Consider the following 16739-nt stretch of genomic DNA (forward strand, 5'->3'; position numbering starts at 1 on the left):
GCGGCCGCCAGGGAGCCGGCACAACCCGTTTCGGGCCGCCATGAATCTGCGCAACATCGCCATCATCGCTCACGTCGACCACGGCAAGACGACGCTCGTCGACAAGCTGCTGGCTCAGTCCGGCACCTTCCGCGAGAATCAGCGGGTCGAGGAGCGGGCGATGGACTCGAACGACCTCGAGAAGGAGCGTGGCATCACGATCCTCGCCAAGGCGACGTCGGTCGTCTGGAAGGACACCCGCGTCAATATCGTCGACACCCCCGGCCACGCCGATTTCGGCGGCGAGGTCGAGCGTATCCTGTCGATGGTCGACGGCGTGATCGTGCTGGTGGATGCGGCCGAAGGGCCGATGCCGCAGACCAAGTTCGTGGTCGGCAAGGCGCTCAAGATCGGCCTGCGTCCGATCGTGGCGATCAACAAGGTCGACCGGCCGGACGCCCGGATCAACGAGGTGGTGAACGAGGTGTTCGACCTGTTCGCGGCCCTCGACGCTACCGACGAACAGCTCGACTTCCCGATCCTCTACGGGTCGGGCCGTAACGGCTGGATGGCCGACAGCCCGGAGGCCGACCCGTCGGTGGGCCTGGAGCCGCTGTTCGACCTCGTGCTGAAGCACGTGCCGCCGGCCAAGACCGAGGATGGGCCGTTCCGGATGCTCGGCACCCTGCTGGAGGCCAACCCCTTCCTCGGCCGGATCATCACCGGCCGGATCGCTTCGGGCTCGGTGAAGCCCAACCAGTCGATCAAGGTCCTCGACCGCACCGGCAAGGTGGTCGAGACCGGCCGCGTGTCGAAGATCCTCGCCTTCCGCGGCCTTGAGCGTGCGCCCATCGACGTGGGCGAGGCGGGCGACATCGTGTCGATCGCCGGCCTCATGAAGGGCACCGTGGCCGATACCTTCTGCGACCCGCAGGTCGACACCCCGATCCAGGCGCAGCCGATCGACCCGCCGACGGTGACGATGTCGTTCATCGTCAACGACAGCCCGCTCGCGGGCACCGAGGGCGACAAGGTCACGAGCCGCATGATCCGCGACCGCCTGTTCAAGGAGGCCGAGGGCAACGTCACGCTCAAGATCGAGGAGGCGGCCGACAAGGACTCGTTCTACGTCTCGGGCCGCGGCGAGCTGCAGCTCTCGATCCTGATCGAGACCATGCGCCGCGAGGGCTTCGAAATCGCCGTCTCGCGGCCGCGCGTCGTGTTCGAGCGCGACGAGGCCGGCGGGCTCCTGGAGCCGATCGAGGAGGTCGTGATCGACGTCGACGAGGAGCATTCCGGCGTCGTCGTGCAGAAGATGTCCGAGCGGAAGGCCGAGATGCTGGAGATGCGGCCGTCGGGCGGCAATCGCCTGCGCCTCGTCTTCCACGCCCCGACCCGTGGCCTGATCGGCTACCAGGGCGAGCTGCTCACCGACACCCGCGGCACCGCGATCATGAACCGGCTGTTCAAGGCCTACGAGCCCTACAAGGGCGAGATGCCGGGCCGGCGCAACGGCGTGCTGATCTCCAACGACCAGGGCGAGGCTGTCGCCTACGCCATGTGGAATCTGGAGGACCGCGGCCCGATGATGATCGAGCCGGGCTGGAAGGTGTACCAGGGCATGATCGTCGGCGAGCACAACCGCGAGAACGACCTCGAGGTGAACGTGCTCAAGGGCAAGAAGCTCACCAACATCCGCACCACGTCGAAGGACGAGGCCGTGCGCCTCACCCCGCCGATCCGTATGACCCTGGAGCGCTCGCTGGCCTGGATCCAGGATGACGAACTCGTCGAGGTGACGCCGAAGTCGATCCGCCTGCGTAAGGCGATCCTCGACCCGAACGACCGCAAGCGGGCGGAGCGCTCCAAGGAAAACGCCGCCTGAGCTGAACGACCGGCAACCGGGCGCTCAGGCCCGGTTGCTGATGCAGCCCTTATGTCCGGCTGATCTCGGGCCCATCGAACCCTTATGCCGGGGACAATACCTCGGTGCGGCGGACCCGAGAGGCCCGCGTGAACCCCGTGACACCGATGTCCGTCGCGTTGAATCCAATCCCGTCGCTCCCGCCTGCCGCCTCTGCGCCGCCCTCCTATCTCGTCGGTCAAGACGGCGAGGGGCATTGGGTGGCCGTGGAGGCTGGTGGGCGTGCCGGAGGCATCTTCCGCAGCCGTCAGGATGCGATCCGCTACGCCTGCCTCGAGACCGGCTGCCGCCCCGGCGACGTGCCGCTGGCGGCCGGACCGATCCCTCTCCGCCTCTCCTGAGCCGCGAGCAGCCGCACCGCGTCGCGGTGCGGCTCTGTCGCGTCAGCTGCCGCCGGGATCGGTCTCGTCGTTCTGCGTGCCTCCGGAGGGCGTGCCCAGGCCGGGCTTGCCCTCGGTCTTCTCGTTCGGGTCCTTCACCGCGTCGGGGGCGACATTCTTCGGCTTCTCCGGCTGCGGATCGGTCTCGCGGCGCTCGGTCATTCCTGGGTCTCCTGCTCGGCGCGTGAATGGCCGGCCGCGACTTTGGTGTCCGCGGCCGGGCCCCGCGAGGCTTTCTGGTCCGAATGGCCGCCGGAAGAACCGCCGATGGCGGGCGGCGCGCGTCCGGGCTCGCCGGTCGAACCCCAACCCTCCTTCGGCTCGCTCCGTGGCGTTCCACCGGATCCCATGTCGGTGATCGCCGCCTGCTCGGGTGTTTGGTGACCACCCCCGGCCGGCGGGGTTCCGCGCGACCCGACCGCGTCGTCAGGCTTGCGGGTGACCGTCTCGGACTCGCTCGTCGCTCGGCTCATCAGCGCTTCCCGTCGTCCTGACCGACGGCGGCGGTGGCACGGTCGATGGCTTCGCCAAGGTCGGTGCCGCTCCTAGCCTGGTCTTCCATCTGGCCGAGCTTCTCGCGCGAGGCCCCGATCTCACTGGCCTTGTCGGCTTCAGGACTTTCCCGCGGCGTCTGTCCGGTCTGCTCTGTCATGGCTCGCCTCGCTGCCTCTTGGAGGGACAACGGAGGCGGCGCAGGAGGGTTGCGGGGGCCGAGGCGATCGACCGCCGGCGGTCCCCTGATGTCAGGGACCGACGATCCGCGGCAGGACGGCCTCAGTCAGGCGACGCACGGAATCCTCGGCAGCCCCGCGATCCGCCGCGCGGGCCTCGATCGTCAGCAGATCGCCACCCCGGAGGATGACGGCGGTCGCGCCCGCACCGCGTTCCAGCGCGTAGACGCTCAGCCAGCCGATCGCCGGGCCGGCCGGCAGGGCCGAGAGTCGGCAATCCGGGTTCCGCCGAACGCAGAGCGTTTCGAGCGCGCCGAGGGACGTCCTGCCGGAGCGCACCCGCTCTTCCGTCCCGTCGGTCAGGCGCCCGAGCTGCAGCTCGATCGTCGGCGAACCCCTGCAGGACGAACAATTCACGCCGAGATGAAGCGGTGCGGCCTGCGCGGCGGCCTCCGGCCCGAGGGCGGTTCTGGAAGCTTCGGCCAGCCCGGTCAGGTCATGCAGCGCGAAGCCCTGCGCGAGCGCGGCCTGAGCCCAGAGGCTGAGCATAAGAACAAGGAGACCGCGCATCAGAGAATCGCCACCCGATCGACGGGTCTGGCGTTACCGGAAAGGCTTTTCCGGATCTAGATGCGGCGCTTTTCGGAGCGGCGCGAACTATACCAATTGATCTGTAGTGTTTATAGGCAAAATGGCCTGAAACTAATCTTACAAAGATTAGTTTCACTATTCGAGAGTTCTCTTGGTGTGGTGGTCCCATTCAGGCGGTGCGCCAAATCCGGCCTCTGTGGGGTATATGGCTCGCGCCGAACGGTGCCGGCGCGATTCCCGGGACACCCGTGTTGGAGCGGCCCGAGGGCCGCTCCGATAGCGCCTAACCGATTCCGTCGAACAGGGCCGACGAGATGTAGCGCTCGGCGAAGGAGCAGGCGACGGTCACGATGCGCTTGCCCTGGAATTCGGGCCGCTTGGACAGTTCCAGCGCCGCGGCGACGTTGCCGCCGGTGGAGATGCCGCCGGGGATGCCTTCCAGGCGGGCGAGGGCCCGGGCGGTCTCGAAGGCGGCCTGATTGGTGACCTTCAGGACGCCGTCGAGGATGTCGGTGTGAAGGTTGTCCGGAATGAAGCCGGCGCCGATGCCCTGGATCTTGTGCGGGCCGGGCTGGCCGCCGGAGATCACCGGGGAATCCTCCGGCTCCACGGCGAAGACCTTCAGGTTCGGCAGGCGCGGCTTCAGCACCTCGCCGACGCCCGTCACGGTGCCGCCGGTGCCGACGCCGGCCACGAACGCGTCGAGCTGGCCGCCGGTGTCGCTCCAGATCTCCTCGGCGGTGGTCTTCCGGTGAATCTCGGGGTTGGCGGGGTTCGAGAATTGCTGCGGCATCACGGCACCCGGGATCTCCTTCAGGAGTTCCTCGGCCTTCGCGATCGCGCCCTTCATGCCTTGTGCGCCGGGGGTGAGCGCCAGCTCCGCTCCCAGGAAGGCGAGCATCTTGCGCCGCTCCAGCGACATGGTCTCGGGCATCACCAGGATGAGCCGGTAGCCGCGGGCGGCGGCCGTGAAGGCGAGGGCGATGCCGGTGTTGCCCGAGGTCGGCTCGACCAGCGTGCCGCCAGGCTGGAGCTTGCCGGAGGCCTCCAGCGCGTCGATCATGTTGACGCCGATGCGGTCCTTGACGCTGGCGATCGGGTTGAAGAATTCGAGCTTGAGCAGGATCTCGGCATCGACCCCGTGCTCCTTAGGCAGCCGGTTGAGGCGCACCAGCGGGGTGTTGCCGATCGTCTCGGTGATCGAGCCGTAGACCCGGCCGTGGCCGACCTTCGCCGGTGCGTTGATGGTATCGGCCATCGGGGAACTCCTGCGCGTGTTGAAGGATCTGACAGATCTCGGGTCCGGGACGGGCCGCGCCAAGGGATCGCTCACGCGAGGCCGGCCCGGCCGGTTCCGGACGGGAGGCTGCGATATCGCGTTGCCGCGGCCGGAGCAATCGGGCTAAGTGCCCTTACCGAAAGTTCTTTTCATTATTTCAAGGGCATTCGGCCCCGGATGGAAGGCCTTTATCGATTGGTCCGCGCCTGATGGAATTTCATTCTCCAGCCCCCGTCGAGATGACCGGCGGGATCGGCGCGTCGTCCGCATCGGGAGGGCTGGGACGGCCCCGAGGGCCGACTCGTCGGGTCGCTCTGTTGGCCGGCTTCGGGGTGATCCTGGCGCGGCCGACCTGGGGGAGCGAAGTGGTCCGCCTCGTGCTCGCCACCGCGACGCCGGGCGGCGGCTTTCCAGCCTTCGGCGAAACGCTTGCCCACGCCATCGCGGCCGTCGACCCGACTTTGGCGATCGAGCGGCGTGCCAGCGGCGGGTCGGCCGAGAATGTCGGCATCCTCCGCACCGGCCGGGTCGATCTCGGCCTCGTACAGGGCGCGTACGCCTATCCGGCCCTCGCCGAAGGCGGCGACCTGACCGTTCTGGCGCCGATGTACCCGACGCCGGGCCTGTTCGTGGTTCCGGCCGGCAGTGCGATCCGCTCCGTGTCGGATCTGCGCGGGCGCAGGGTCGTGCTCGGCACCCATAATTCGGGGCTCACCGTCATGGGCCGGAGCGCCCTCAGCGCCTCGGGTCTCGATCCCGAGCGGGACATCAGCCCGATGCTGCTCGACCGGGCCGGCGACGGTCCGGCCCTGGTGCGGGAGGGCCGCGCCGACGCGCTCTGGGGCGGCGGCCTCGACTGGCCGGGCTTCCATGCTCTGGCCGCCGATCCGGGCGGAGCCCGCTTCTTCGGGCCGTCCGAGGCGGGGATCGCGCGCCTCGCGCAGCCGGGCGCGGCGACGCGGCGCCTGACGGTCCCGGCGGGCAGCTTCGCCGGCCAGACGGACCCGATCGAGACGGTCGGATCCTGGAGCTTCGTGCTCGCGCGGCCCGGACTCCGCGAGGACGCGGCCTATCGCGTCGCGGCGGCGCTGGCGCGCACGGACTTGCCCACCGCCCAGCCGAAGAACCTCGTCGGCCTCGTCCCGGCGGAGAGGATCAATCCCGGGACCGCCCGCCTCCTCCGCGAAGCGGGCGTGAGCCTGCGCTGAGTCCGCCGGGCTTCAGCGGAAGGAGGCGACGCGGCGGTCGCGTTTCCGCTCGGCTGCCGGCTGGTAGGCGATCTCGGCGTGGTGGGTGCAATAGGGCAGCCCAGTGATCGACCGGGCGCCGCAGAACCGGAATTCCGGGGTCGTCGGATCGCCGAGCGGCCAGCGGCACATGGATTCCCGCAGGTCCATGATGGTCACGCGTTGCGAGACCGCCAGAGCCACAGGCTCCGGAGCCGGCACGGGCGCGGGCGCGGGAAATTCGGGGGCCGGACGATGGGCGAGGATCGCCACCGGCTCGGGCGCCTGTGTCTCGACCACCGCGATGGCGGTCTCGATCTCGACGGACTTCGACGGCGGCGCGGCGGCGGGAGCCTCCTCGCCACCCCGGGCACGCCCGGCCAGACCGAGGCGATGGACCTTGCCGATCACCGCATTGCGGGTGACGCCGCCGAGCTGCGCAGCGATCTTGCTGGCGCTCTGCCCGTCTTCCCACAACCGGCGCAGCAGCGCCACGCGATCATCCGTCCAGCCGAGAACCGGTTCCATCATCCCCTCCGCCCCCTGCGGCTCGGCTGCGTTCCCGAAAGCGAGGCCGTGTGTTCGGGCCGCCGGACGCCTTATCTCGGCCGACCGTGTCGCCGCGCAGACCGCGCCCTCGCGCGCCGGCTGCCGCACCGCGTGCGACACCCTGTCTCGCCAGGCCACGGGGGAACCCTAGCGCGGCGTTCGCGAGCGTTGCAAGGGCGGCCGGTCCCCCGATGCGGGCCGCCGCGGCGCCTGTCCACCGGCAATGGCGGCGGCCGATGGCCCCTCGGCCGTGCGATCGAGGCGGCCACGCTTGTGCCCGGATCCCGTGGAAACGTGACCCCTCCGCAACAGCGCGGCCATATCGTCCTGCTCAGCCGGCTATGGTGGAACAGGCTGTACGGCCAAGCTCGTTCCGTGTGGCAGAGTGGGCGCGTTACGCGGTTCAAGGAAGCGACGATGGGTTTTCGTCAGGTCAGCCTGCGCATGGCAGTGGCGTTCGGGCTGGCGGGGCAGGTCGCGGCGTGCGGCAGCGTCCCGCGGACTCCGTACAGCGCCGAGCAGGCCGCGCTGGCGACCATCCCCGGCGTCCCCGGTGCGCGCGTCTTCGCCGACGCGTCGGTGGACACGATCGCGGCGCTCGCCGCCAATCCGGAGCGTCGCCTCAAGGGCTTCACGTATCTGGCCCTGTCGGGCGGCGGCGGTGACGGCGCCTACGGGGCGGGCGTGCTCAACGGCTGGACGGCCTCCGGCAAGCGCCCGGAATTCACCCTGGTGTCCGGTGTCTCGACCGGCGCGCTGATCGCCCCCTTCGCGTTTCTGGGACCGGCCTACGATCCCTATCTGACCGAGTTCTACACCAGCGGCGTCGCGGGTGAGCTGGTGGCCTCGCCCAACCTGGCAAACGTGCTGTTCGGCTCCGGATTGTTCGGTGACGGACGCCTGCGCAGCCTGATCGACCGCTACGTCACGGCGGATCTCCTCAAGGCGGTTGCCGAGGAGCATGCCAAGGGGCGGCGCCTCCTCGTGGTGACGACGAACCTCGATTCCCAGCGGGCGGTGATCTGGAACATGGGCGCCATCGCGGCGAGCGGCGTGCCGAACGCCCGGGAGCTGTTCCGCGACGTGTTGGCGGCCTCGGCCAGCATTCCGGCGGTGTTCCCGCCCCAGTTCATCGACGTTTCGGCCGGCGACACGCGTTTCCAGGAGATGCATGTGGACGGCTCGGTGGTGACGCCGGTCTTCACCCTGCCGCAGAGCCTCCTGTTGCGCGACGGACGGATCCGTACGGGCGGCAAGGCCGAGATCTACGTGGTGATCAACGGCCGTCTCGAGCCGGATTTCGAGGTCACGAAGGACAACACGCTCTCGATCGTCGAGCGCTCATTCACGACGGCGAGCCGGGCGCGCTCCCGGGCCACGCTCACCGCGACCTACGCGCTCGCGCGTGCCAACGGCATCGGCTTCAACCTGACATACATTGACGAGAACGGCCCCAAGGCCTCGGCCGCCAAGGGCTTCGACACCGCCTACATGCGCGCGCTCTACGATGCGGGCCTCGAGAAGGGCCGGACCGGCACCTTCTGGCAGCACACGGTTCCGGCTTCGCCGGTCCTCAGAGAGACCGCGAGCGTCGTGGCGCACTGATCGAACAGGTTTTTCCGCGCGCCCGGCAGGGCGCGCGGTGGACGATGTCAGGTCCCGGAGCCGGATTGCCGGCGCAGGCCCGGTCCTGCCGACCTCTTATTTGCCCAGGATCTTCGTCACGAGGCGGCCGAGCGGGGTCGCCGAGCTGGCGTTCCGGTCGTCGCGGTACACGGGACGGTTCTCGTTGCCGAGGATCTTGGTGACGATGCGTCCGATCAGGTTCATGGCTCGGCCCTCCGTTATCGCGCCCAAATGGCGCAGCTTCCTATCAACGGGTGAGATGTGGGCCGCGTTCCAGATCACGCTCCCGATCGGCCGGCTCAGATCTGCATCAGGCGGATGTTGTTGGTGTTGCCGGCCGAATGGAACGGGATGCCGGCGGTGACCACGATGATGTCGTTCGGCTTGGCGAAGCCCTCGTCCTGCGCATGGTGGCGGGCCTTCGTGGTCATTTCCTCGTAGCTGTCGACATCCTCCGTCAGGACGCTGTGCGCACCCCAGAGCAGGCTCAACCGCCGCGAGGTTGCGACGTTCGGGGTCAAGGCCAGGATCGCAGCGGCCGGACGCTTGCGCGCCACCCGTGCCGCCGTGGTCCCGCTCGCCGTGTAGGCGACGATCGCGGCGGCGCGCACGGCCTCGGCGAGATCGGCCGTGGCGGTCGCCACCGCATGCGGCGGCGTCTCCTCCTCGCCCGGCTCCGAGGCCGCGATGATCGAGTGATAGAGCTTGTGCCCCTCCACGCTGCGGATGATCCGGTCCATCATCGCCACCGCCTCGACCGGGTAGCGGCCGGTCGCCGATTCCGCCGAGAGCATCACCGCGTCGGCGCCGTCATAGATGGCGGTGGCGACGTCCGACGCCTCGGCCCGGGTCGGCGCCGGGGCGTTGACCATGGAATCGAGCATCTGGGTCGCCACGACCACGGGCTTCACGGCCAGCCGGCAGGCCCGGATCAGCTCCTTCTGCCGCGCCGGCACGTCCTCGTGCGGGATCTCGACGCCGAGATCGCCGCGGGCGACCATCACGGCATCGGAGAGCCGGATGATGTCGTCGATCCGGTCCAGCGCCTGCGGCTTCTCGATCTTCGACATGATGCCGGCGCGGTCGCCGATGATGCCCCGCGCCTCGATCACGTCGGAGGGCTTCTGGACGAAGGACAGGGCGACCCAGTCGACGCCGAGATCCAGCCCGAAGGCGAGGTCGGCCCGGTCCTTCTCGGTGAGCGGCGAGAGATCCAGCAGGGTGCCCGGCAGGTTCACGCCCTTGCGGTTCGAGATCGGTCCGCCGGTGATCACCTCGGCGGTGATGGAAGTCCGCTCGGGCCCTGTGACCCGCACCCGCACCCGCCCGTCGTCGATGAGGAGTTCCTGGCCCGGCACGACGGCGTCGAAGATCTCCGGGTGGTGCAGCGGGATCGCCTGCTTGTCACCGTCGGCGCCCTCGAGGACGAAGCGCACCGTCTCCCCGGCCTGAAGATCGAGCCGGCCGCCTTGCAGCGTGCCGATCCGGATCTTCGGTCCCTGGAGATCCTGCAGTATGCCGATCGGCCGGCCCACCTCCTTCTCCAGGTCGCGGATCGCCGCGTGGACCTTGGCGTGATCCGCCTGGACGCCGTGGCTGAAGTTCAACCGGAACGTGTCGACGCCGGCGAGGAACAGGGCGCGGAGCTGGTCCGGCGTGGAGCTGGCGGGACCGACGGTGGCGACGATCTTGGCGTGGCGGTGACGGCGCATGCGGGTCTCGCCCTCCTGGGGCTGTCTCTGGGAATCGAGCCGGGCGCTCGGTCGCGCCGCCGCCGAACACAGCGGTGCCCGGCACCGCCGCGGCTCCGGCCAGGCGATGTTTGGCGCGGCGGACTGATTCGGCCGGCGCCTATCTGGCCGTCTCCCGGGCGATCCCGGCAAGCCCGGCGTCGAACACGCCGGTGATGTCGGCGACCGCGTCGGCGTCGCTCATACCCTCGGCGTCGAAGGTCGCGCTCCAGATCACCGTGGACCCTTCACCGTTGGGGCGGACCGCCAGTGTCGCGTTGTAGGCGCGCACCGGCAGGGGGCCCTGAATGAAGCTGTAGCTGTAGCTCATGCCTGTCTCGTCGCGCGCGGTCTCGACTTCCGCGATCGTGCCCAGGCCGCCTTTGACGACGAGGCCGCGGATCTGCGCGCGGATGCCGTCGTCGTCGTCCTCGCCCGACAGGATGCAGCGCTGGACCTGCGGGTGCCAGTTCTGGATCGCGCAGAAATCGCCGATCAGGGCCCAGACGGCAGCCGGCGGGGCCGGGATGTCGCGGCTGCGGGTGACTTCCAGGGCACTGGCTGGTCCGGCGGCCAGAAGGGCCGCACCGATCGCCGTGAGATAAGCACGTTGCACGGTTCGGTCTCCTGGCGTTCGGGCTGACGTGACGCGACTTGGGGCGGAGCCGCCGTCGCGGCGAGTCCCCGTTGAAGGTGCCGTCGCGGGCTCGGTGTGCTACGTCGCGCGCATCTGGATCACCGGAGATGCCCATGGACGATCGCGCTGCGCCGATGCGGCCCGCGACCTGGAGCGGCCCCCTGCGGACGGTCCTGACGACCGGAGCCTCACTTCTGATCGGTCTGGTGGCGCCGACGCTCGCCGCCGCGGGGCCGGACCAATTCCCGCCGGCCACGCCCCAGCCCTTCGAGACCTGCCGGGCCGATCTGATCGCCTGGGTCACGGCGCGGGCCGTGCCGCAGAGCCTCGCCGAGGCGCAGCTCGCCACCCTGACGCCCGATCCGGACGTGCTCGCCGCAACGCAGAGCCAGGGGGAGTTCGTCCGGCCGATCTGGGACTACATCGAGGCCAGCGTCACGCCGGCCCGCATCGAGGCCGGTCAGCGCAAGCTCGCCGAGCACGCCGACACGCTCGCGGCCATCGAGGCCCGGTACGGGGTCGACCGCCACATCCTGGTGGCGTTCTGGGGCGTGGAATCGAGCTACGGCGCGGTGCTCGAAAACGCGGCAGTGGTGAAGCCGGTCGTCCGCTCGCTGGCGACGCTCGGCTGCAGTGATCCCAATCGCGCCACCTACTGGCGCGACGAACTGACGGCAGCGCTCCAGATCCTGGCCTGGAACCAGGCGCCCCTCGACCGGATGCAAGCGGGGCTCACCGGATCTTGGGCTGGCGCCATGGGGCACACGCAGTTCATGCCCAGCGTCTACCAGCGCGAGGCGGTGGATTTCGACGGCGACGGACGACGCGACATCTGGACCTCGGTGCCGGATGCGCTCGCGTCGACGGCTCATTACCTCATCACCCACGGCTGGAAGCCCGGGGCGGGCTGGGGCGCCGAGGCGGCGCTGCCCGAGAATTTCGATGCGGCCCTCGCCGACGAGACGACGGTCCGCACCATCGCGGCATGGCGGGCGCTCGGCGTGAAGCCTGCGCGTGACCGCGCGATGCCGGACGAGGCCGCGGCGACCCTGATCCTGCCCGCCGGAATCCGCGGCCCCGCCTTCCTGCTGCAGCCGAACTTCGCGGTGATCCTGCGCTACAACACGGCCCTGGCCTACGCGCTCACCGTCGCGCTCCTGTCGGATCGCCTGAGCGGCGACCCGGGCCTGGTGCACGACTGGCCGCGGGCCGACCGGCCGCTCACGGCCGACGAGCGGCGCGATCTGCAGACCCGGCTCACGGAGCGCGGCTTCGCCACCGGCGGGGTCGACGGCAAGATCGGCCTCAAGACGCGGGCGGCACTGCGCGCCTTCCAGGGGTCGATCGGATTGCCGGCGGACGGCTATGCCGACGCCACGCTGCTGGACCGGGTCCGGGCGACGCCCTGAGTGGCGTCTACGCCAGGAAGGCGGGCTCGTCCCGGGCCAGCACCCGCTTGACGCTCTCCAGGTGCAGCCGCGCACTCTCGGCGCGTCCCGCCGCCTCCTGGGCCGCCACGTGCTTGACGATCGCCTCGGGCACGGTCTTGAGCGTGCGCCCCGTGCTCATGGCCAGGACCTGCGCCTGCGCGGCGCGCTCCAGATAGTAGAGATCGTCCCAGGCCTCCGCGATGGTCTCGCCCAGCACCATCACGCCGTGGTTCTTCAGGAACACCACGTCCGCCTCGCCGGCGCTCTCGGCGATCCGCCGGCCCTCGGACCCGTCGAGCGCCAGCCCGTTGTAATCCTCGTCCACGGCGATCCGGCCGTAGAAGCGCAGGGCCGTCTGGCCGGCCCATAGCAGCGGCTCGCCCTCCAGCATGGCGAGGGCCGTCGAATAGGGCATGTGGGTGTGGAACGCCGCCCGGGCGCGGGGCTTCAGCCGGTGCAGCTCGGCATGGATGTGGAAGGCGGTGGCCTCGGGCTGACCTTCGCCCTCGACGACGTTGCCGTGGAAGTCGCAGAGCAGAAGGCTCGACGCGGTGACCTCCGCGAAGGCGAGGCCGTAGGGATTGACCAGGAACAGGTCGGGCCGCTCCGGCAGCACCGCCGAGAAGTGGTTGCAGATCCCCTCTTCCAGACCGTTCCGGGCGGCCCAGCGCAGGCAGGCGGCGAGGTCGATCCGGGCGCGACGCACGCTGTCGGCGTTCAGGGGCTCGTTGCTGCGGGCGGGCGGGCTTCCCGGGGCGGTAACGGCGTGCGCCATGCGTGCGGGCTTTCCTAGGTCTCGGGATCGGGCCGGGGACTCGGCCGGTGCCGCACTCTATCTGCTTGCGCCCTTGAGCGCAGCCGATCTGCGCTCAGCTGCGGCCGTCGGTGACGCCGCCGACGAGGTTGAGGCCGAGCAGGAAGTCCGACGCGAAATCCGTGCGGATGACCGGCTCGCGGGGCACCGCCTCGCGCAGGAGATCGCGCTCGCCGCGCTGCGCCGCGACCGCCTCCTCCACCGACACGCGCCGGAACGACAGGCGCGCCCCGCCCCGGACCTGCGCCAGCCGCCCGAGATCCGGCCCGATGACCGTGGCGATCTTCGGGTAGCCGCCGGTGGATTGCCGATCGGCCATCAGGATGATCGGCAGGCCGTTGCCGGGGACCTGGATCGCCCCCATGGCGACGCCGTCGGAGACGATGTCGTGCCCCTTGGCGTGCTTGAGCGGCGTGCCGTCGACGAAGCAGGCCATCCGGTCGCCCCGCGGCGAGACCGTCCAGGGACCCGCCAGGAAGGCCTCGATCTGGTCGGGGGCGAAATAATCGTCCTGCGGGCCCAGCACCACCCGGATCACCCGTCCGTCGCGGTCGAGCCAGGGGGCGACGAGCCGCTGCGGCGCCCCGTCCAGGGTCCGGCCCTCGGCGACGGGCAGGCGGTCGCCCGCAGCGAGGCCGCGCCCGTCGAGGCCGCCGAGCCCCGAGCGGGTATGGGTCGCCGCCGATCCGAGGACCGGCGCCACGTCGAGCCGCCCAGCGACCGCCAGATAGCCCCAGGCGCCCGCATCGCCGGCCCGCACGACGAGCCTCTGGCCGGGTTCCAGGGTGAGCGCGACCGTATCGGGCAACGGCACCCCGTCCAGCGCGACGCGGAAACCCGGCGCGAGCAGGGTGATCCCGACGGGTCCGTCCTCCGCCGAGACGGTGACGCCGCCGGTGGAGATCTCGACGGCGGTGGCGTCGAGAGCGTTCGATGCCGCCCGGTTGGCGGCGGCGTGCATCAGCGGGTCCATGGGACCCGCGGCCGTGATGCCGTAGCGCAGGTAGCCGTGCCGGCCCCCGTCCTGCAGGGTTACGCCGGGTCCGGCGGACTCGATGACGAGGGCGGGCATCAGTGGGGCTCCCCGCGCCGGGCCACCGGGTCGCCTGCCGCCTCCCGGGCTGTCAGGGCGTCGAAGGTCGCGGAATCCACCGGTTCGAAGCGGATCTGGTCACCCGCGGCGACGAAGAAGGTCGGGTCGCGCTCGGGCGCGTAGAGACGGGCCGGCGTCGCGCCGAGCACGTACCAGCCGGTCGGCATCGGCACGGTCGCCACCGCGGCGAGACCCCCGCCGATCATGACGGCGTTGCGCGGATGCGGCGGCCGCGGGCTCGCGCGCCGGGGCACCGCCAGGGCCTCCGGCAGGCCGCCGAGATAGGCGAAGCCCGGCGCGAAGCCGTACATGTAGACCCGAAACGTCGTGGCCGAATGGGTCGACACCACCGCCTCCGGCGACAGCCCGCTGCGCTCGGCGACCTGCGCGATGTCCTCGCCATGCGGAGAAGCGTAGCAGCAGGGCAGGGTCCACAGGGTCGGACTGGACGCGCGCGCGGTCGCGCCCGACACCAGCGCCCGGACCCGTTCGGCGAGCGTCGCGCGGTCGAGCACCAGCGGATCATAGTGCAGCATCAGGGAGCGGTAGGTCGGTACGCGCTCCCGCAGCCCCTCGGGCGGATCCGCCCCGAGGGCGTCGTCCAGCGCCAGGACCCGGTCACTGATCGCCGGGTCGACCGTGCTGCCGAACTCGACCACGAGGGCCGCCTCGCCGGCGTCGAGAAGCCGGGGTTCCGCGACCGCGCTCACGGCCGGAAAGGCGCCAGCGTGACGCCCGCGCCCTCCAGTCGGGTCCGCACCGCGCGGGCCGTGGCGACGGCGTGGGCGGAATCGCCGTGGACGCAGATCGAGCGGATCGGCGTCGGCAGCGTCCGGCCGTCCGCCGTGAGGATCGCGCCCGCCTCGACCATGCGCAGGACCCGGTCGGCCGCCTCGCCGGCATCGGTGATCATCGCGCCGGGCTGGCTGCGCGGGATCAGGAGCCCGGTCGGCGTGTAACCGCGATCGGCGAAGATCTCCTGGTGGACCTCAAGGCCGCAGGCCTCGCCCGCCGGCACCTGGGCGGTGAGCGCGATGGCGAGCAGCGCGAGGTCGCGGTCCACGGCACGGACGGCCCGGGCGATCGCGTCGGCCACCGGCCGCTCCTCGGCGGCGACGTTGGCCAGCGCCCCGTGCGCCTTGACGTAGGTGATGCGGTGGCCGGCATAGGCGGCCAGCGCCTGGGCGGCGCCAATCTGGTAGGCGACGAGCCGCTCGATCTCGTCCGGGCTGAACGGCATCCGCCGCCGCCCGAAGCCCCAGAGGTCGGGGAAGCCCGGATGGGCGCCGACCGCGACGCCGCGCGCCTTCGCCAGCGCGAAGGTCCGGGCCATGATCTCGGGGTCGCCGGCATGGAGGCCGCAGGCGACGTTGGCCGAGGTGACGATCCCGAGGATCGCCGCGTCGTCGCCGCAGGCATAGGCGCCGTAGCCCTCGCCGAGGTCGGAATTCAGGTCCACGCTGGTCATCGCCGCCGCTCCGCGTGCCGATCGGGTCTCATAGGGCCGCAACGGGCTCCGGCTCGCTCGGATCCGCGCTGCAAGAATCGAGCGCGCGGCCCGCCGTCTCGGGCAACAGAAGCGCCGCGACGATCACGAGGCAATAGGCGCCCGCCGCCACGACGCCGATGGCGATGCCGAGTGTCAGCGAGCCGCTGAGATGGCCCACCACGGCCGGGCAGATCGCGCCCGTGGCGCGGCCGAAATTGTAGCAGAAGCCCTGCGCGGAGCCGCGGATCCGGCTCGGGAACAGCTCGCTCAGGAAGGCGCCCATCCCGGAGAATACGCCGGAGAGGAAGAAGCCGAGGGGGAAGCCGAGGACCAGCATCACCGGGTCGGTGATCGGAATCAGCGTGTAGGCCAGGACGAGGAGACCGGCGCAGAAGCCGAACAGAATGAAGCCCAGGCGGCGCCCGATGCGGTCGGAGAGCCAGGCGCTGGTCAAATACCCGACGAACGATCCGAAGATCAGCATCAGCAGGTAGCCGCTGGTGTTCAGGACCGAGAGGTTGCGCTCGGTCTTCAGGTAGGTCGGGAGCCACGTGGTCACCGCGTAGTAGCCGCCCTGCATGCCGGTCGCCAGCAGGCTCGCCAGCACGGTCCGGCCGATCAGCGGCCGGGAGAAGATGTCGAGGAAGCTGCCCGTATCGCCGACGTCGCGCATGGCGGCGCGCGTCTGCCGGTAGACTTCCGGATCCTCGATGTTGCGGCGGATCCAGAAGATCAGCACCGAGGGGAGGGCGCCGAGCCAGAACAGGATCCGCCACGCCACAGCGGGCTCCGCCAGGGCGAACACGGCCCAGAAGGCGATCGCCGCGCAGGCCCAGCCGACCGCCCAGCTCGACTGGACGAGGCCCACCGCCTTGCCGCGATAGCGGGCTTGGATCGTTTCGGCGATCAGCACGGAGCCCACCGACCACTCGCCGCCGAAGCCGAAGCCCTGGAGCGCGCGGGTGACGAGCAGTTGCTCGTAGGAGTGCGTGAAGCCGCTGAGCACCGTGAACAGGGTGAACCACGCGACGGTGCCCTGCAGGACGACCACCCGGCCGTAGCGGTCCGCCAGGATCCCGGCCGCCCAGCCGCCGATGGCCGAGGTTACCAGCGCGGCGGTGGCGATGTTGCCGGCCTCGACCTTGGTCAGGCCCCAGACCACGACCAGCGTCGGGATCAGGAAGGTGTAGACCATGTAGTCGAACGCATCGACGCCGTAGCCCGCGAAGGCCGCGCCTAGCACCCGGCGCTCCGCCGGACTCGTGTCTTTCACCCACATGGCGCAACTCCTTGGCGGACAGGCCGTCATGCGGCCGGGAGG

Annotated in this window: 18 protein-coding genes; 4 read left to right on the plus strand and 14 right to left on the minus strand. The window is 70.5% G+C overall.

What is annotated here, in order from left to right; translation table 11 throughout:
* Positions 1-40: 40 nt before the first annotated feature.
* Positions 41-1864 carry a translational GTPase TypA gene (gene typA, locus A3862_RS14865; protein WP_043346753.1) on the plus strand — a complete coding sequence of 608 codons (1824 nt, stop codon included), beginning with the start codon at positions 41-43 and terminating at the stop codon, positions 1862-1864.
* Between the two features lie 422 nt (positions 1865-2286).
* Here typA and A3862_RS31525 read toward each other — a convergent pair whose 3' ends face one another.
* From A3862_RS31525 to cysK, 5 genes are all read right to left on the minus strand, one after another.
* Positions 2287-2445, minus strand: a complete 159-nt coding sequence (locus A3862_RS31525; protein ID WP_164706369.1) for a hypothetical protein — start codon at positions 2443-2445, stop codon at positions 2287-2289.
* Positions 2442-2756, minus strand: coding sequence for a hypothetical protein (locus tag A3862_RS14875; RefSeq protein ID WP_075380696.1), 315 nt, complete (start codon positions 2754-2756; stop codon positions 2442-2444). The genes A3862_RS31525 and A3862_RS14875 overlap by 4 nt, the downstream gene beginning before the upstream one ends.
* Complete coding sequence (locus A3862_RS14880; RefSeq protein ID WP_043346758.1) at positions 2756-2935, minus strand: hypothetical protein; 180 nt, start codon at positions 2933-2935, stop codon at positions 2756-2758. The genes A3862_RS14875 and A3862_RS14880 overlap by 1 nt, the downstream gene beginning before the upstream one ends.
* A gap of 91 nt (positions 2936-3026) precedes the next feature.
* Positions 3027-3524 (minus strand): hypothetical protein, encoded by a 498-nt coding sequence (locus A3862_RS14885; protein WP_111473686.1) that lies wholly within the window; start codon positions 3522-3524, stop codon positions 3027-3029.
* Positions 3525-3828: 304 nt separating this feature from the next.
* Complete coding sequence (gene cysK / locus A3862_RS14890; protein ID WP_111473687.1) at positions 3829-4803, minus strand: cysteine synthase A; 975 nt, start codon at positions 4801-4803, stop codon at positions 3829-3831.
* Between the two features lie 338 nt (positions 4804-5141).
* Between cysK and A3862_RS14895 the strand changes: the two genes are divergently transcribed.
* A complete protein-coding gene (locus tag A3862_RS14895) occupies positions 5142-6032 on the plus strand; it encodes a TAXI family TRAP transporter solute-binding subunit (RefSeq protein ID WP_236962024.1) in 891 nt (296 codons plus the stop codon).
* A 12-nt stretch (positions 6033-6044) separates the two neighbouring features.
* Here the strand turns inward: A3862_RS14895 and A3862_RS14900 are convergent, their stop codons facing one another.
* The gene (locus A3862_RS14900; protein ID WP_043758742.1) at positions 6045-6581 is read right to left on the minus strand and encodes a GcrA family cell cycle regulator; all 537 of its coding nucleotides are present in this window, start codon (positions 6579-6581) and stop codon (positions 6045-6047) included.
* Between the two features lie 435 nt (positions 6582-7016).
* Here A3862_RS14900 and A3862_RS14905 point away from each other — a divergent pair, with 435 nt between their 5' ends.
* Complete coding sequence (locus tag A3862_RS14905) at positions 7017-8204, plus strand: patatin-like phospholipase family protein (protein WP_043758741.1); 1188 nt, start codon at positions 7017-7019, stop codon at positions 8202-8204.
* 96 nt (positions 8205-8300) lie between these two features.
* Here A3862_RS14905 and A3862_RS14910 read toward each other — a convergent pair whose 3' ends face one another.
* The 3 genes from A3862_RS14910 to A3862_RS14920 form a co-directional block, all read right to left on the minus strand.
* A complete protein-coding gene (locus A3862_RS14910) occupies positions 8301-8429 on the minus strand; it encodes a hypothetical protein (protein ID WP_043354815.1) in 129 nt (42 codons plus the stop codon).
* Between the two features lie 95 nt (positions 8430-8524).
* On the minus strand, positions 8525-9937 hold the full coding sequence (pyk, locus tag A3862_RS14915) for a pyruvate kinase (RefSeq protein WP_043382905.1): 1413 nt from the start codon (positions 9935-9937) through the stop codon (positions 8525-8527).
* A 139-nt stretch (positions 9938-10076) separates the two neighbouring features.
* Positions 10077-10571: an SRPBCC family protein gene (locus tag A3862_RS14920; protein ID WP_043758740.1), complete on the minus strand. Its 495-nt coding sequence runs from the start codon at positions 10569-10571 to the stop codon at positions 10077-10079.
* Positions 10572-10705: 134 nt separating this feature from the next.
* Between A3862_RS14920 and A3862_RS14925 the strand changes: the two genes are divergently transcribed.
* Complete coding sequence (locus A3862_RS14925) at positions 10706-12001, plus strand: lytic murein transglycosylase (RefSeq protein WP_111473689.1); 1296 nt, start codon at positions 10706-10708, stop codon at positions 11999-12001.
* A 7-nt stretch (positions 12002-12008) separates the two neighbouring features.
* On the opposite strand, the gene A3862_RS14930 is transcribed toward A3862_RS14925, so the two are convergent.
* The 5 genes from A3862_RS14930 to A3862_RS14950 all read right to left on the minus strand — a co-directional run bounded on the left by A3862_RS14930 (position 12009) and on the right by A3862_RS14950 (position 16697).
* On the minus strand, positions 12009-12797 hold the full coding sequence (locus tag A3862_RS14930) for an aldolase (RefSeq protein WP_043758738.1): 789 nt from the start codon (positions 12795-12797) through the stop codon (positions 12009-12011).
* Positions 12798-12891: 94 nt separating this feature from the next.
* Positions 12892-13908: a biotin-dependent carboxyltransferase family protein gene (locus A3862_RS14935; RefSeq protein ID WP_043758737.1), complete on the minus strand. Its 1017-nt coding sequence runs from the start codon at positions 13906-13908 to the stop codon at positions 12892-12894.
* The gene (locus A3862_RS14940) at positions 13908-14639 is read right to left on the minus strand and encodes a 5-oxoprolinase subunit B family protein (protein WP_043758735.1); all 732 of its coding nucleotides are present in this window, start codon (positions 14637-14639) and stop codon (positions 13908-13910) included. The genes A3862_RS14935 and A3862_RS14940 overlap by 1 nt, the downstream gene beginning before the upstream one ends.
* On the minus strand, positions 14636-15397 hold the full coding sequence (locus tag A3862_RS14945) for a 5-oxoprolinase subunit PxpA (RefSeq protein WP_043758733.1): 762 nt from the start codon (positions 15395-15397) through the stop codon (positions 14636-14638). Before A3862_RS14945 ends, A3862_RS14940 begins: the two co-directional genes overlap by 4 nt.
* Before the next feature lie 28 nt (positions 15398-15425).
* Positions 15426-16697 (minus strand): MFS transporter, encoded by a 1272-nt coding sequence (locus A3862_RS14950; protein WP_043758731.1) that lies wholly within the window; start codon positions 16695-16697, stop codon positions 15426-15428.
* Between the last annotated feature and the right edge of the window lie 42 nt (positions 16698-16739).

Origin of the sequence: Methylobacterium sp. XJLW (assembly GCF_003254375.1) — a bacterium.
GTDB lineage: Bacteria > Pseudomonadota > Alphaproteobacteria > Rhizobiales > Beijerinckiaceae > Methylobacterium > Methylobacterium fujisawaense.

Coding starts and splice junctions, on each gene's coding strand:
- typA (WP_043346753.1), top strand. CDS start 41: ATGAATCTGCGCAACATCGCCATCATCGCTCACGTCGACCACGGCAAG.
- A3862_RS31525 (WP_164706369.1), bottom strand. CDS start 2,445: ATGACCGAGCGCCGCGAGACCGATCCGCAGCCGGAGAAGCCGAAGAAT.
- A3862_RS14875 (WP_075380696.1), bottom strand. CDS start 2,756: ATGAGCCGAGCGACGAGCGAGTCCGAGACGGTCACCCGCAAGCCTGAC.
- A3862_RS14880 (WP_043346758.1), bottom strand. CDS start 2,935: ATGACAGAGCAGACCGGACAGACGCCGCGGGAAAGTCCTGAAGCCGAC.
- A3862_RS14885 (WP_111473686.1), bottom strand. CDS start 3,524: ATGCGCGGTCTCCTTGTTCTTATGCTCAGCCTCTGGGCTCAGGCCGCG.
- cysK (WP_111473687.1), bottom strand. CDS start 4,803: ATGGCCGATACCATCAACGCACCGGCGAAGGTCGGCCACGGCCGGGTC.
- A3862_RS14900 (WP_043758742.1), bottom strand. CDS start 6,581: ATGATGGAACCGGTTCTCGGCTGGACGGATGATCGCGTGGCGCTGCTG.
- A3862_RS14905 (WP_043758741.1), top strand. CDS start 7,017: ATGGGTTTTCGTCAGGTCAGCCTGCGCATGGCAGTGGCGTTCGGGCTG.
- A3862_RS14910 (WP_043354815.1), bottom strand. CDS start 8,429: ATGAACCTGATCGGACGCATCGTCACCAAGATCCTCGGCAACGAGAAC.
- pyk (WP_043382905.1), bottom strand. CDS start 9,937: ATGCGCCGTCACCGCCACGCCAAGATCGTCGCCACCGTCGGTCCCGCC.
- A3862_RS14925 (WP_111473689.1), top strand. CDS start 10,706: ATGGACGATCGCGCTGCGCCGATGCGGCCCGCGACCTGGAGCGGCCCC.
- A3862_RS14930 (WP_043758738.1), bottom strand. CDS start 12,797: ATGGCGCACGCCGTTACCGCCCCGGGAAGCCCGCCCGCCCGCAGCAAC.
- A3862_RS14935 (WP_043758737.1), bottom strand. CDS start 13,908: ATGCCCGCCCTCGTCATCGAGTCCGCCGGACCCGGCGTAACCCTGCAG.
- A3862_RS14945 (WP_043758733.1), bottom strand. CDS start 15,397: ATGACCAGCGTGGACCTGAATTCCGACCTCGGCGAGGGCTACGGCGCC.
- A3862_RS14950 (WP_043758731.1), bottom strand. CDS start 16,697: ATGTGGGTGAAAGACACGAGTCCGGCGGAGCGCCGGGTGCTAGGCGCG.